The sequence below is a fragment of the Acinetobacter suaedae genome (assembly GCF_008630915.1).
In the GTDB taxonomy this organism is placed as follows: Bacteria; Pseudomonadota; Gammaproteobacteria; order Pseudomonadales; family Moraxellaceae; genus Acinetobacter; species Acinetobacter suaedae.
Map to the genome: position 1 here is coordinate 752,782 of NZ_CP043909.1, position 14,479 is coordinate 767,260.

General features: G+C 40.0%; 10 protein-coding genes. 7 read left to right on the plus strand and 3 right to left on the minus strand.

Annotated elements, in window-relative coordinates; all coding sequences use genetic code 11:
- Window positions 1-44: 44 nt before the first annotated feature.
- From kdpA to F2A31_RS03620, 5 genes are read left to right on the plus strand one after another with little or no spacing between them, the layout of a single operon-like run.
- A complete protein-coding gene (kdpA, locus tag F2A31_RS03600; RefSeq protein WP_150025225.1) occupies window positions 45-1,748 on the plus strand; it encodes a potassium-transporting ATPase subunit KdpA in 1,704 nt (567 codons plus the stop codon).
- Window positions 1,749-1,761: 13 nt separating this feature from the next.
- A complete protein-coding gene (kdpB, locus tag F2A31_RS03605; protein ID WP_150025227.1) occupies window positions 1,762-3,771 on the plus strand; it encodes a potassium-transporting ATPase subunit KdpB in 2,010 nt (669 codons plus the stop codon).
- A gap of 9 nt (window positions 3,772-3,780) precedes the next feature.
- Complete coding sequence (gene kdpC, locus F2A31_RS03610; RefSeq protein WP_150025229.1) at window positions 3,781-4,392, plus strand: potassium-transporting ATPase subunit KdpC; 612 nt, start codon at window positions 3,781-3,783, stop codon at window positions 4,390-4,392.
- A 13-nt stretch (window positions 4,393-4,405) separates the two neighbouring features.
- Complete coding sequence (locus tag F2A31_RS03615; RefSeq protein WP_150025231.1) at window positions 4,406-7,042, plus strand: sensor histidine kinase; 2,637 nt, start codon at window positions 4,406-4,408, stop codon at window positions 7,040-7,042.
- Window positions 7,043-7,051: 9 nt separating this feature from the next.
- Window positions 7,052-7,756, plus strand: a complete 705-nt coding sequence (locus tag F2A31_RS03620) for a response regulator (RefSeq protein WP_150025232.1) — start codon at window positions 7,052-7,054, stop codon at window positions 7,754-7,756.
- 61 nt (window positions 7,757-7,817) lie between these two features.
- On the opposite strand, the gene F2A31_RS03625 is transcribed toward F2A31_RS03620, so the two are convergent.
- Window positions 7,818-9,278 (minus strand): coniferyl aldehyde dehydrogenase, encoded by a 1,461-nt coding sequence (locus F2A31_RS03625; protein ID WP_150025234.1) that lies wholly within the window; start codon window positions 9,276-9,278, stop codon window positions 7,818-7,820.
- 147 nt (window positions 9,279-9,425) lie between these two features.
- Between F2A31_RS03625 and F2A31_RS03630 the strand changes: the two genes are divergently transcribed.
- Window positions 9,426-9,980 carry a phosphatase PAP2 family protein gene (locus F2A31_RS03630; RefSeq protein WP_150025235.1) on the plus strand — a complete coding sequence of 185 codons (555 nt, stop codon included), beginning with the start codon at window positions 9,426-9,428 and terminating at the stop codon, window positions 9,978-9,980.
- Window positions 9,981-10,018: 38 nt separating this feature from the next.
- Here F2A31_RS03630 and F2A31_RS03635 read toward each other — a convergent pair whose 3' ends face one another.
- Window positions 10,019-11,251, minus strand: a complete 1,233-nt coding sequence (locus F2A31_RS03635; protein WP_150025236.1) for an HmuY family protein — start codon at window positions 11,249-11,251, stop codon at window positions 10,019-10,021.
- Window positions 11,252-11,265: 14 nt separating this feature from the next.
- A complete protein-coding gene (locus F2A31_RS03640) occupies window positions 11,266-13,290 on the minus strand; it encodes a TonB-dependent receptor plug domain-containing protein (protein WP_407643275.1) in 2,025 nt (674 codons plus the stop codon).
- Between the two features lie 168 nt (window positions 13,291-13,458).
- On the opposite strand from F2A31_RS03640, the gene F2A31_RS03645 reads away from it, so the two are divergent.
- Window positions 13,459-14,445 (plus strand): DUF6607 family protein, encoded by a 987-nt coding sequence (locus F2A31_RS03645; protein ID WP_150025237.1) that lies wholly within the window; start codon window positions 13,459-13,461, stop codon window positions 14,443-14,445.
- The last annotated feature ends 34 nt before the right edge of the window (window positions 14,446-14,479 follow it).

Genomic DNA, 14,479 nt, shown 5'->3' on the forward strand with positions numbered 1-14,479 from the left:
CAATTTCCATACTAATGCTGACTTATTTCTTAATGGCATGTGTTATGTGGGAATTCATTTCCGTATTTATTCTTGCAATGGTTTTCGCTTATCCACTTGGACGCTATCTTGCAGATGTAATGCAAGCTCAACCCATGAAAAGCGATCTTATTTTTAAATGGATAGAACGACCAATTTATGCAGTTTTAGGTGTGAAGCAAGTCGGTATGAATTGGCGGCAATATCTTGGCGCTTTTATCATCAGTAATGTTTTGCTCTTAGCCACAAGTGTTGCAATCTTGATGACACAGGCTCGGTTGCCATTAAATCTAGATCATATCCCTAACATGAATTGGGATTTGGCGTTACACACCAGCATTTCATTTTTGACCAATACCAATCAGCAGCATTATTCAGGTCAAGCTCAATTGTCTTATTTGTCGCAAATGACAGTGATCGTTGGTTTGCAATATTTATCTCCAATTATGGGGTTGGCTTTGTTAACAGCCATGTTAAGAGCTTTATTTTTGCAATCCAAAGATCAAACTTTGGAAAATGTTGAACCTAAAAATGCGTCACAAATTAATCTTGGAAATTATTGGATGGACATCATCCGTCCATTGTTCCGATTCTTTATTCCTTTGGGTTTGTTTTTTTCTCTATTGCTGACATTTCAAGGTGTGCCATCAACACTTTCTGCTGGTCCAACCGTCCAAGTTTTGGATCAAGCAGTAGAAGTACAAACACAACATATTCCACTTGGACCTGTTGCACCAATGGTCGCGATCAAGCAATTAGGGAGTAATGGTGGTGGTTGGTATGGTCCTAACAGTAGTGTGCCTTTAGAAAATCCAACGCCATTATCCAATGTGTTAGAGATGCTTGCGATCTTACTGATCCCAATGTCTGTGGTGTTTATGCTTGGTCGCTTTATCCAACGCAAAAAATTGATGTGGATGATTTTGGGGACCATGTTGTTGATGTCATTGGCTTCTACTTTATTCACTTTGTGGACTGAAAAATCCTCTTTGATTCCTAATATTGCATTAATGGAAGGTAAAGAAGTCCGTTTCGGAGCTGAAGCCTCTGCATTGTGGGGGAGTTTAACCACACAGGTGAATAATGGTTCGGTCAATATGATGCATGACTCAGCTTCACCATTAACGGGTTTGGTTGAGCTATCCAATATGCTGATCAATGCCATTTGGGGTGGGATTGGTTGTGGTTTATTACAGTTCTTTATTTATCTATTTTTAGCCGTATTTATCGCAGGTTTAATGACAGGCCGTACGCCTGAGTTATTTGGGCGAAAAATTGAAGTTACTGAAATTAAGTTATTGGCACTGGTCATTCTTTTACAACCTGTGGTGATTCTTGGTTTGACTGCGATCGCTATCGCTTTTCCATCTTTAACAGGTAATTCGAATCCTGCATCGCATGCTATTAGCCAAGTCTTTTATGAATATGTGTCTGCGTTTGCCAATAATGGTTCTGGTTTTGAAGGCTTAGCCGACAACACTTTATGGTGGAATCTCAGCGCCAGTGTTGCGTTATTAGCAGGTCGTTATAGCGTGTTGATCATTCCCGTTTTAATTGCAGTCAGTTTGGCAACTAAACCTAAAGCAGATGAGACTAAGGGTTCATTACAGATTGAATCGCCTACATTTGCACTGACTTTAATCGGAATTGTACTGATTTTAACGCTTTTGCAATTTATGCCAGTGTTGGTGATTGGACCAATTGCTGATTATTTATCTGTAAAGATCTAGTGGAGCAAGTACCATGAATCACTCTAATGCGACACAAATGGATATCTTGAATAAAGAAATTATTCAGCAAACCTTTTATAAGTTATTACCACAGCATGCCTTTAAAAATCCTGTGATGGCATGTGTATGGATTGGAACGGTGTTAACCATCGTGGCAACGTTGATGGGTAGCACCAGTTTTGGATTTGGTATTTTACTAAGCTTGATCTTACTAGTAACCGTTTTGTTTGCCAATTATGCAGAAGCAGTGGCAGAAGCTAAAGGGCGTGGACAGGCATCTTCTTTACGCCAAGCCCGTGAAAACTTAATGGCAAATAAAATTGCTGATCTAAATGCTACGCCAACTGTGATTTCTGCCAACTTATTAAAAAAAGATGATTTAGTGATCATCAAAGCAGGTGAAATCGTGCCTGCAGATGGTGAAATCATTCAAGGTTTTGCCACCATTAATGAGTCGGCGGTGACAGGTGAATCTGCGCCTGTATTACGTGAGGCCAATACGGATCGGTCAGGTGTGATTGGCGGTACCAAGGTTTTATCCGATCAAATTATTGTTCGTGTCAGTAATGAGGCAGGCAATAGTTTCTTAGATCGAATGATTGCCTTGGTTGAAGGTGCAAATCGTCAAAAAACACCGAATGAAATTGCACTCAGTATTTTGCTGAACATCATGACCATTACTTTTATTGTTGTGGTTGCCACATTACCGTTTATTGGTTCTATGGTGGGAATCAAAATCAGTCTTGTAATGTTGATTGCATTATTGGTCTGTCTCATTCCAACAACGATTGGCGGCTTGTTACCTGCGATTGGGATTGCAGGGATGAACAGAGCCTTAAAAGCCAATGTGTTGGCGAAATCAGGTAAGGCAGTTGAGGTTGCAGGTGATATTGATGTGTTGCTGTTAGATAAAACAGGCACGATTACCTATGGTGATCGTCAAGCAACGGTCTTTTATCCTTTAACGGGTGTGAGTCCGAGTGAATTGCGTCAAGCAGCAATGCTAGCGTCTTTTGCTGATCCAACCCCTGAGGGTAAGTCAGTGGTGAGTTTAGCTAAAGAAATGGGAGAAAATATCCATGAATCTAAAGATGCTGAATTTATTCAGTTCAGTGCTTCAACACGCTTATCAGGGGTAAATTTAGCTTCTGGAGATCAGATTCGTAAAGGGGCAGTAGATGCGATTCTTAAATTCACCAATCAAACTATTAAAAATAATATTGAATTGAATGTTTGTGTTGAGCATGTTGCCTCAAAAGGTGCAACGCCATTGGTTGTCGCACTGAGTGATAGAATTTTAGGTGTAATTGAACTCTCCGATGTGATTAAGCAAGGCATTAAAGAGCGTTTTGCATTGTTGAGAGAGATGGGGATTAAAACCATCATGGTTACGGGTGATAATCCTTTGACCGCAGCCGCAATTGCTGCCGAAGCAGGCGTGGATGATTATATTGCTGAAGCTCGACCAGAAGATAAATTGGCTTGTATTCGTAAAGAGCAAGCCGCAGGGAAATTGGTGGCGATGGTTGGAGATGGAACCAATGATGCACCCGCTTTGGCGCAAGCCGATATTGGTTTAGCCATGAACTCTGGTACGCAAGCTGCGAAAGAAGCGGGGAATATGGTTGATCTGGACTCTGATCCAACCAAACTGCTTGATGTTGTGGAGATTGGGAAACAGCAGTTAATTACTCGCGGTGCCTTAACCACATTCTCTTTAGCAAATGATGTCTCTAAATATTTTGTGATTTTGCCTGCATTATTCGCCGTTGCGATTCCTCAGCTTGATGCCTTGAATATTTTGCAGTTGGGTAGTCCAAGCAGTGCCGTGATTTCTGCATTGATTTTTAATGCACTGATCATTCCGATGTTGATTCCTTTAGCGCTGAAAGGAGTGCAATTTAAACCTGCCAGTGCGTTGCAATTGTTGCGTCGTAATATGCTGATTTATGGTGTAGGTGGCGTGGTTTTTCCGTTTATTGCCATTAAATTGATTGACCTTGTTGTGTCGTTGTGGATTTAGGAGTACATCATGAATACATTAGAAAATTTTCCGCTATCTTCTGAGCCACAACTACTCTTTCGTTCTAGTTTTGGTTTAATTGTGGTTGGATTTCTGATTGCAGGCGTATTGTATTGCAGTGTGAGTGTATCTTTGGCCCAGTTATTATTTCCAAAGCAAGCCAATGGTAGTGTCATCGAGTTAAATGAAAAAATGGTGGGTTCTGCATTGGTTGGACAAGCTTTTGTGAGTGATTACTACTTTCACGCTCGCCCAAGTGCCATCGCGTATGATGCGGATGCGGTTGGGGGAAGTAATTTGGCACTCTCCAATCCTGAATTACAACAACAGATTCAGGAGCGAGTGATTCAATTTGCAGACAAAAATGGAATTTCAGTGCAGCAAGTTCCACATGATATGGTAACTGCATCAGGAAGTGGAATTGATCCAGACATTTCACCTCAAAGTGCCTTATTACAAGTGAAACGGGTAGCGCAACAACGCCACTTGTCAGAGCAACAGGTTCGAGCGTTGGTCCAACAGCATATTCAACCGGCTCAATTGGGAATATATGGAAAGGCACGGGTCAATGTGCTTCAACTGAACTTAGCTTTAGATCAAATATCATCAACTTCACGTTGATAGAGCTTAGCCTATGCAGATCGATCGAAATAACAAAGCAGATGCATGGTTGGCGCATAGCCAACGTGAGCAATCTGGGCGTCTGACCATTTTCTTGGGTGCAGCACCAGGCGTAGGTAAAACCTATGCCATGCTCACTCGAGCACATGAGTTAATGCAGCAAGGGCATCATGTGGTGGTGGGCGTGGTTGAAACACATGGTCGAGCTGATACGCAGGCTTTGATACATGGGTTAAATGTGATTCCGAGAAAAAGTGTTGAGTATCAAGGACGTTTTTTGGATGAAATGGATCTAGACCAAATTCTCAAACTGAAGCCGGAAATCGTGTTGGTGGATGAGTTGGCGCATCGCAATGTACCAACGAGTCGGCATGAGTATCGTTGGCAAGATGTGAATGAACTGCTTGATGCAGGGATTAATGTATACAGCACTTTAAATATTCAGCATCTCGAAAGTTTGAATGATGTGGTCTATCAAATTACGGGCATTCGGGTAACAGAAACAGTGCCTGATGTTTTATTGAAAAGATTAAAAGATATTCGGCTGGTCGATCTTCCTGTACCTGAACTATTGGAGCGTATGAATCATGGCAAAATTTATTTAGCTGATGTCGCTCCACATGCCTTGCAAGGTTTTTTTAAACCAGCCAATTTAACCGCTTTACGTGATCTTGCGATTCAAACGGTTGCAGGGCAAGTCGATATTGATTATCGAGAGAAATTTGTAGCTCAAGGTCAAATTATTCCGATTCAAAATCATATTATGTTGGCGATTGACGGTACCGAGTTTTCGGAAGACTTAGTCCGTCGCGCACATCGAATTGCAGAAAGACGCAATGCGACGTGGAGTGTGATTTCAATTCAAAAAAGCAAAATTGAAAATACTCAGACTTTTGCAGTGAGCAAAGCATTCAACCTAGCGCGTAAGCTCGGTGCTGATACCCATTTACTCTATAGCAATCATATTGCAGCTACAATTTTACAGGCAGCATATGATTGTGGCGCATCCAATATTTTATTGGGTAAAAGCCCACAAAAATCATTTTGGCAACGTTTGTTTTCAGATCATATTGCGGATCAACTTTTAGAAAAACAGCATCCCTTTGAGATTACTTTTGTTCAACCGCTAAAAACCAAACAGCAGGATAGGAAAAAGTCTTTAGATGATTCGTCAGAGCGAGGACTTGATCTTCATCAACGTGAAGTGATTGAAAGTAGTTTAATCATACTTGCTGGATTCACCGTGGCAGCGGTCAGTGATCGTTTCATCGGTTATAGTGATCTCGCTTTAATCTTTATTATCACCGTACTTTTGGTCGCCATTCGGGCAAAGATGCTGATTACCATTACCAGCGTATTGATTTGTTTTCTTTTATATAACTATTTTTTTATCGAACCTCGGTACACATTTTTGATCAGTGCAGAGCGTGGGGTGATTACGATCATCACCTTTATCATTTCAGCACTTTTGGTGGGACGGTTAGCAAATCAGTTACGCGCTCAAGTGCTGAGCTTACGAGCTGCGAACTCAGCATCACTTCAATTGCAAGAGTTAGAGCGGAAGTTATCGATTTGTGTTGATATTGAACAAGTTTTAAATATCACGAAGTTACATTTGGAAAGTGCATTGAATGTACAAGTCTGGCTAAGTGTTGGTGATCAAGAGGTGGGAGAGAGATCTGTTCTCAGCGATAAAGATCAAATCGCAGCAGATTGGACACAAAAGAATGCTAAACCCTGTGGACGTTTCACCAATACTTTAACAAATTCAGAATGGTGGTTTAACCCAATCCACCCCATTGAAGGATGTGGCGTAATTGCTATTCGCTTTAGTCCAAAACTACACACCATTAGTTTTGCGCAACAACGTTTGGTTGAGTTGATGATCGAAGATATTGCACAAACGCTTTCCCGTATTCAACTTTCCTTACAATTGGAAAATTCAAGAGTGGTGGCTGAAACAGAAAAATTGCGTTCAGCTTTACTTTCATCGGTATCACATGATTTACGTTCGCCGTTGGCTGCGATGATTGGTTCAGCAGATACGCTCAAATATTATGGCGAGCAAATGCCTAAAACAGATCGTGATGAGTTATTAGATACCATTCATATAGAAGGTGAGCGCTTAGATCGCTATATCCAAAACCTTTTGGATATGACCCGTTTGGGACATCAAGGCTTAACGCTCAGTCGAGCTTGGATTGGTGTGGATGAATTAATTGGCTCCGCCACTGAACGTCTGAAACGTTATCAACCTCAAGTCAAAATTCAGGTTCAGTTAGCAGAAGATCTGCCCCAATTGTATGTCCATCCTGCTTTAATTGAGCAAGCCATATTTAATGTATTGGAAAATGCAGCAAAGTTTTCACCCGAAGATATTCCTATCGAGGTAAATATCCAGCAACAAGAAGCCTTGTTACAAATCGAGATCGAAGATCAAGGTATTGGGATTCCTGAAAATGAACGAGAACAGATTTTTGATATGTTCTATACCATGCAAAGAGGTGATCGGGGTAAGACAGGAACAGGCCTTGGCCTTTCGATAGTAAAAGCGATTATCGGTGCACATATGGGGTCGATAGAAGCATTGAGCGGCAAGCATGGTCAAGGCACTTTAATTAGAATACGATTACCATTACATCAGGATTAAAATGATTTCATGCCTCATACATTAAATACTCAAGCTTCAATTCTTATTATTGATGATGAACCACAAATTCGAAAATTCTTGGATATTGCTTTGCGTGCACAAGGTTATCGAGTCCAGGTGGCTGAAAATGGTATGAAGGGTTTAGAGATTTTAGCTACACGAGGCGCAGATCTTTTAATTCTGGATTTGGGGTTGCCTGATATGGATGGTCATGACGTACTTAAAGAACTGCGTCAGTGGTCTGATGTTCCAGTCATTGTGCTTTCTGCTCGACCTGATGAAAACCAAAAAATTAAATTACTGGATGCGGGGGCAAATGATTACGTTACCAAGCCTTTCAGTATTCAGGAACTCTGCGCGCGTATGCGTGTCTTGTTTCGTAATAAAGCGCCAACATTAGAGCAGAAGACAATGTTTAACGATGGGAAACTATTTGTTGATATTGCTGAACATATTGTTCGAGTTGAAAATGAAGAAATCATTCTAACTAAAAAAGAATTACAGCTTTTGGCATTACTGATTCGCCACCAAGGAAAGATTGTTACCCAAAAACAAATCATGACTGAGCTATGGGGTGTTAGCCACGAAGAGGATACCCACTATCTCCGCATCTTAGTCAAAAAACTTCGAACCAAAATTGGAGATTCAGCACTCGCGCCATCTTATATTTTTACAATTGCAGGTGTTGGATTACGTTTTTTAGATCCAGACTAAGGAAATAGCTTGTTCAATCAATTAAAAAAAGAGAGTTTTAAACTCTCTTTTTTTTTCGATTTTATTTGAGATTTGGGTCGCCTTTTTTCAAAAAGAAATGCAAAGCGAGTTTTTGTATCCATGTACCATAAGGTGGATAAAATAATTGGGTTGGGAAAAATCGATGTCGAATAAAGACTGTTTTTGCATGTGAAAGTTCTCGGAAACCTTCTACACCATGATATGTGCCCATACCTGAGTTTCCAATACCGCCAAACGGTGCATCATGGTTCACGACATGCCATCCCCAATCATTGATTGTGACGCCACCTGAATGCGTTTGTTTTAAGATATGATCGCGTTCATTGGCATCATGGGTAAAGCAATAAAGTGCCAATGGACGTTCACCTGCTTTGATATATGTAATCGCATCATCTATTGCATCATATGCAACTACCGGAAGAACTGGGCCAAATAACTCTTCTTTTAAAATCCGCATATCTGGTGTGCAATTTAAGACAATGTGTACAGGCATGCGACGCCCATCTTGGTCTGGAACATAGTCCCCGCATGTGATGATCTCTGCACCTTTTGCTTTAGCATCTTCAAGTATTTCGAGTAATCGTTTTAAATGCCGATCATTGACGATAGACGTGTAATTGGTATTTTTTGAAATATTATCGCCATACATCGATGAAAAATATGATTTACATTCTTCCACAAAGGCATTTATTTTTTCCTTCGGTACTAATGCATAATCAGGTGCAACACAAATTTGACCACAATTGGTTGCTTTACCATGTAAGATTCGCATTGCTGCATCAGCCAAAGGATAGTGACGACTCACCAAAGCCGGTGATTTACCACCAAGTTCTAAGGTAACTGGAGTTAAGTTTTCTGCTGCGGCACGCATCACCACGCGGCCAATCGCTGGTGATCCAGTGAAAACAATATGGTTGAATGGAAGGGTTGTAAATAGTGAAGGGTCTGTGATTTCTTCACCAAAAATAGCAACTTCGTCTTCAGCGAAAACCTCAGCAAGCATGCGTTTCATGACCGCATTTGTTGCAGGGGTAATTTCTGGCAGTTTAACCATGACTCGATTACCTGCTGCAATCGCTGCGATTAATGGCCCTAACGCCAAATAAACGGGGAAATTCCAAGGCACAACGACGCCGACTACACCTTTGGGTTGATATTGCACACGTAAATGGTTAGATAAAAATAGTAATTCTGTACGACGTTTGCTTGGGCGCATCCATTTACGTAAATGTCGAATTGCATGTTCCGCTTCGAGTACTGAGCCAAGTAAATCTAATAGTTTTGATTCATCGATCGAGCGAGAGCTAAAGTCAGTATTGATTGCAGCAGCAATTACATCTTGATAGCGAATAATTTGCTTTTTGAGGTTGAATAACTTACTGCGCCGTGTGTCTAAATCTGGGTAGGGTTGAGCAGCAAAAGCAGCAGATTGTTGAGCGAAAATAGCATACATATGCTCGTGAGCAGGTGACTCAGATTGTTGTGAATGCGCTTGATTCATATTTTACCTTCTATGTTTTTATCTTTGATTTCAAGGAGTCTTAGTAATCTATATCTATCAAAGTATGTCGGTCAGTGCTGGATTCATAATTCTTTCATCAATTTTATATACATTGCGATCAAATAAGTGATCAAAGATTGATGAGAGATGATTTTGAACGATATAAATATTCATTTATTTCATAGTATCAATGCTTTTGCTTTACAAAATCCAATCTTAGATCAAATTGTGATCTTCTTGGCAAATGATTTAAACACAGTCTTTATTAGTTTTCTCGTGTTTTTGTTATTACTGCAATGGAAAGCCTATCATTTAATATTTGCAAAAACCCTGTTTATCGTACTTATATCATTATTATTATGTGATTTAGTTGATTATTTTTATCATTCACCGCGGCCATTTCAACTCGGTTTAGGACATAAACTGATTGGTCATGGTTCAACTTCTTCTTTTCCTAGCCAACATACATTAACGATTGTGATTATTGGGTGCTCGTACTTATTGGCAGGTTTTAAATTGATTGGTGGTCTTGGGTTAGTGTTTAGTCTAATCGTGGGATTATCACGTATTTTTGTGGGTGTTCATTTTCCTTTCGATATTATAGGAGCCTTTCTAATCGGTTTAATGTTGGTATTATTTGTGAATTATAGCTTACCAATATTAGCGTTGAGATTACGCAAGGCGATACCTTTGCTAAATTGAAGCTAAAAAAACGGAGCAAATGCTCCGTTTTTTATGGTTTATTTTGCAGGTTGAATATCAAACTCAAAGGTCCATGTCATTGTGCTGTTATAGTCCGTTGGATCTGCATAACGGATATCGGTGAGATGCATACGTGCATAGCTGTTGCCTTTGTTACTACGGATCATACTTGCTCCAGTAGAGTCTGCTTTAAGCGTATGCATTGCTTGTAATCCATCTGCTTGAGCAGCCGCCAATGTTGGATAGTAGTTATACCATCCATACGATAGTTTTTGTGGATAAGCCCCTTGATATGCTGGGTTCAGGATAGAGTTAATGGTATTAGAACCCCAACGCGTTATTTTTGTTGAAATCGATGCTTTAAGGTCTGCTTCGGTGCTTGCATAGGCATTGGTATCTTTGAATTTATCTAAGATGGCATTGCCTTCAGTGGTATAAAAACCTTCTGGCTGGGAAGCAACGGCACTGCCAATGTTTTGATTGACTTGTACATAGTAGCGATTAAATGCAAGTTGCCATTTTGCTTGAGTATCTTTGGTTGTGGTGCCGCTGACAAGGTCAACATAGTTCCAGCCTTTCGTGGCATCAACGGTTAAGGTTTTGACATCATTCGGATACTGGGTGTTGATATAACGGATTGAAATATATCCTGATGTGGTTCCTTGGTAGTAGTTATAGATTTGTACCGCAAATACAGGTTGATCTATGGTACCAATTACCTTGGTGGAAGCAGTATCGGTTGTCACTAAAAAGGTTTTAAAATTGGGTGACATGCGATGATCACCAAATAAGTTATATTCTAAGAAGCTATTATAACCATTTGTCGTCGCCATAAATGCATTGCTGTAGGCATCTATATTCCACGCTTGACTTGGTAAACTGCCACCTTGGATTGCATCCAGCTCTTTTGAGAGTTGTTCCCATGTTGCAGAGAAGGGTGAATAGAGCGCACCACCATTACCCGATCCACTTACTCCACTGTTGGTGAATAACATTGGCGTACGTGTACCCATTGCAAATTGTAGATCCCAATCGGATGTTGTACATGAGACCTCCGCTTGTGTGTCAATGTCATAGCAATACGACGAATTTGCACTTGGTGTAATCGTCCATTGCGCTGATTTGATCGTAAATTGGTCGGTATTGTTTGAGCCGTTATTTGATGTATTGTTATTGCTACCACTTCCGCCACCACCACCGCATGCGATCAGTAAAGCGCTTAAGGTACTTAATGTAAAAAGTTTGCAGAAATGTGTGTTTAGATTAGACATACTGTGTTGATCCTTTAAAAATTATTCCAGTGAAAACGCACACCCATGTAGCTATATCGGCCAGCAACAGGCCGATAATCGACAGGGGCAGAGAAATCACGTTGTTCATTAAAAATGTTGTCGATGCCGACAAAAGTACTGATCATGGGGTTGATTTGATAATCAACTTGAGTGTCGATGCTGAACCAATCAGGAGAACGAAGTTTGTTGTTATCGGTGTATTCTTCACTTTGATAACGGGCACGTATGGTCAAATCAAGCTGATCATTTAATGCAAAATCGCTACCTAGACGTGCGATATGCTTTGGTCGGCGTGTTAAGGACGTACCAAGGGTTTTGTCTTTTGCTTCGGTGTAGGTATAAGCACCGTTTAGTGACCAAAATGGGGTTATTTTCCATTTTGCTGAGCTTTCAATACCTTTGGTTTGAGCTTTTGCAACATTGCTATAGCTGTATTGAGTAATTCCGTTGTTGCTCGTTGCATTGTCATAGTCTGTTTGGATGAGGTCTTTAACATCATTCCAAAACAGGTTAATGTCAGCATTCCATACATCATTTTGAACAAGGCCAAGCCCGAGCTGGTAACTATCCGATGACTCTGGTTTTAAGTTGGGATTGCCAATCACTACATAACCTAAGTGACTGTGATCAAAAGAATAAAATCGTTCTTTTAAATTAGGTACACGATAGCCCTGACCGTAGCTAAAGCGCAGATCAACCAAAAGATTATTTTGCTCATAAGCACGATATTTGGTGCTGAGTTTAAATGCATTGTGGTTGCCAAAATCATCATCATTTTGAAAGCGCCAGCCCAGTACTGCATCTAGATTTTTAAGTAGATTGAGGTCATTTTGTAGATAAAATTCATGGCGATCTCGATGTACTTTGCCGCCTTGCATTTCAAATTTACCATTATTGTTTTGTTCTAGTTTTTCTTGGTGCCAATCATATCCCAATTGCCAGTTTTGCTTGTGCCAAGTAGGAAATGAAAGCTGTGAACTAAAATGGTTATTTTCTTGCTTTGAGTTACGTAGTGCAGATAGAAAACCATCTACAGTTTGAACTGATGTCGTGTCATAGGTTTCATGGACAGCCTTTAAATCAAGTTTCCCTAAATCTAAGAGTTGTAGTTGTGAACCTGCACTAATGCGCTGGCGTTCAATGTCTTCAACTTTGTATTGTTTTAAGTTGAAAGGGGAGACAAAGAGGAAATCTTTTTGATGATCTTTTTCTTTATATTGATTGAAATCGGTCCATAACATGAACTGATCACTTGGCTGCCAAGCACCATAAAGTGTGTATTGTTGACGTTTTTGTTCATCACCTTGCAATGGATAATCACTCGGTTTCACTGCAAAGCCATCACTGCTCAGTTGGTCTGCTAGCAAACGACCTTTCAATGTTGCGCTGGCTGCTTCAATGCTGACTTTTTGATGGTGGTTGTTGATTGATGCGGATTTTCCATTGGCATTTTGTTTACCATAAGAACCGATATCGATTTGTCCTGAAATAGATACGCCTTCTTGGACTTTTTTAGTGATGATGTTGATTACACCACCCATTGCTGATGAACCATATTGTGCTGATGCGGCTCCTTTAATCACTTCAATATGATCAACACCCCCGATTAGATATTGGCTTAAATCAATGGTTGAGCTTGTGCTTGCTGCTAAGGGGAGTCCATCAATGAGTACCAGTACCTGATCGCTACTCAGACCTTGTAATGAAATTTCATAACCTGATTTACCATGGATTTCTCGTAATAAAATTCCAGGAATATTTTTCAAAGCATCTTTTAGAGTCGTAGCATTGGTACGTTTTAACTCGTCTTGGTTGATGATTTCTGTCCGAATCGGACTATCCAGTAAGTGTTTTTCTGAACGTGTACCCGTAACCACAATGGTATCTAACACATGTGTAGATTGTTTCGATGGGAACGCTAAGTTCTGATCTGCATATACGTGGGCAGAAAAAAGTCCCGTTACAAGCAGTGAGACAAATAATGTGTTTGGCTGAAAACGGAATGGAAGAGATTGAATAGTCACAATGTAATCGCTAATGAAAATTATTTCACAATGTAAATAGTAATGATTCTCATAATAATTTACAATACTTCGCATGTTTATTTCAAAAAGAAACAAACATGCACATAGTTGTCTAATTTTTACTTAACTAAATCAGTATCTTAAATTGTATTGGAAGTTTTTATGAAACTTAAGCTATCTTATGTTCTAGTCACGCTGTTGGCTTTTGGGGGAGTAAATGCAAATGCTCAGCAACAACCAACGAAACTAGCAGAAGTATTACAGTATTCATCTTTGCATCAAAACTTAACCCAAGAACAAGCTCGTCAAGCGATTTTAAAAATGGCTGGTGAGTATCGTGTTAATTTTCGCTTTGAAGAGCTATATGCATTAAAACAAGGCTATGAAATCAAAGATGATGATTTATCAAGTGGCTATGAAACGGTGATTGTGCTTGAAAACACCGCAAAAAAGGTTTCTCTACAGCATATTCTGGTTGCTGGGGGACATGTTGTTAAGCATTGGCGTCAAGATTGGGAATATGAGCCTAAACAAATGTGGAGTTACATTGGTGATTACAAATGGCAAAGTATCCCATTAAAGAAACAAGAAGTTAAAGGGATGTGGTTACAAACTGTTTGGCAAGTTGACGATTCTCCACGTTATGCTGGACTGGGTAAATGGAGCCAAAACAATGGTGCTGTCGAATGGGTTTCCAATGAGACCTACCGACCATTACCTCGTCGTGAACATACAACTCGTAGTGATTATGATGTGATTATTGGTGTGAATCGTCATGCTTTAACTGCAACGGGTTGGGTGCATGAACAAGATAATATTAAATTTGATAGCAAAACCAAGACTGCGCTTGCACGTGAGCTAGGTGTGAATCAGTACAATAAAGTCGGGAGTTTTGATTTTAAACCTGCCTATGACTATTGGAAAGAAAATGCAGCTTATTGGAGCGCAGTAAGAGATGTATGGAATCAAGCATTCAATCAAAATAAAGTGGTTGCATTAAAATTTGCTCAAAAAGATGAAAAATCTCATTTTAGCTATTTTAATGATGAGGCAGCCTCAGTTGCAGGTAAGGCTATTCAGGTTGAGCAATTACAGTCAAAAGCAAAAATATTACTTAATCAGCAACTTACCGAGGGTAAGATTAATTAATTATCATAAAAAAAGCTTGAATACCCTATGCTCT

Excerpts from the sequence above, each read along its gene's own strand:
- kdpA (WP_150025225.1), top strand. The coding sequence starts at position 45 with ATGTGGGAATTCATTTCCGTATTTATTCTTGCAATGGTTTTCGCTTAT.
- kdpB (WP_150025227.1), top strand. The coding sequence starts at position 1,762 with ATGAATCACTCTAATGCGACACAAATGGATATCTTGAATAAAGAAATT.
- kdpC (WP_150025229.1), top strand. The coding sequence starts at position 3,781 with ATGAATACATTAGAAAATTTTCCGCTATCTTCTGAGCCACAACTACTC.
- F2A31_RS03615 (WP_150025231.1), top strand. The coding sequence starts at position 4,406 with ATGCAGATCGATCGAAATAACAAAGCAGATGCATGGTTGGCGCATAGC.
- F2A31_RS03620 (WP_150025232.1), top strand. The coding sequence starts at position 7,052 with ATGCCTCATACATTAAATACTCAAGCTTCAATTCTTATTATTGATGAT.
- F2A31_RS03625 (WP_150025234.1), bottom strand. The coding sequence starts at position 9,278 with ATGAATCAAGCGCATTCACAACAATCTGAGTCACCTGCTCACGAGCAT.
- F2A31_RS03630 (WP_150025235.1), top strand. The coding sequence starts at position 9,426 with ATGATTTTGAACGATATAAATATTCATTTATTTCATAGTATCAATGCT.
- F2A31_RS03635 (WP_150025236.1), bottom strand. The coding sequence starts at position 11,251 with ATGTCTAATCTAAACACACATTTCTGCAAACTTTTTACATTAAGTACC.
- F2A31_RS03645 (WP_150025237.1), top strand. The coding sequence starts at position 13,459 with ATGAAACTTAAGCTATCTTATGTTCTAGTCACGCTGTTGGCTTTTGGG.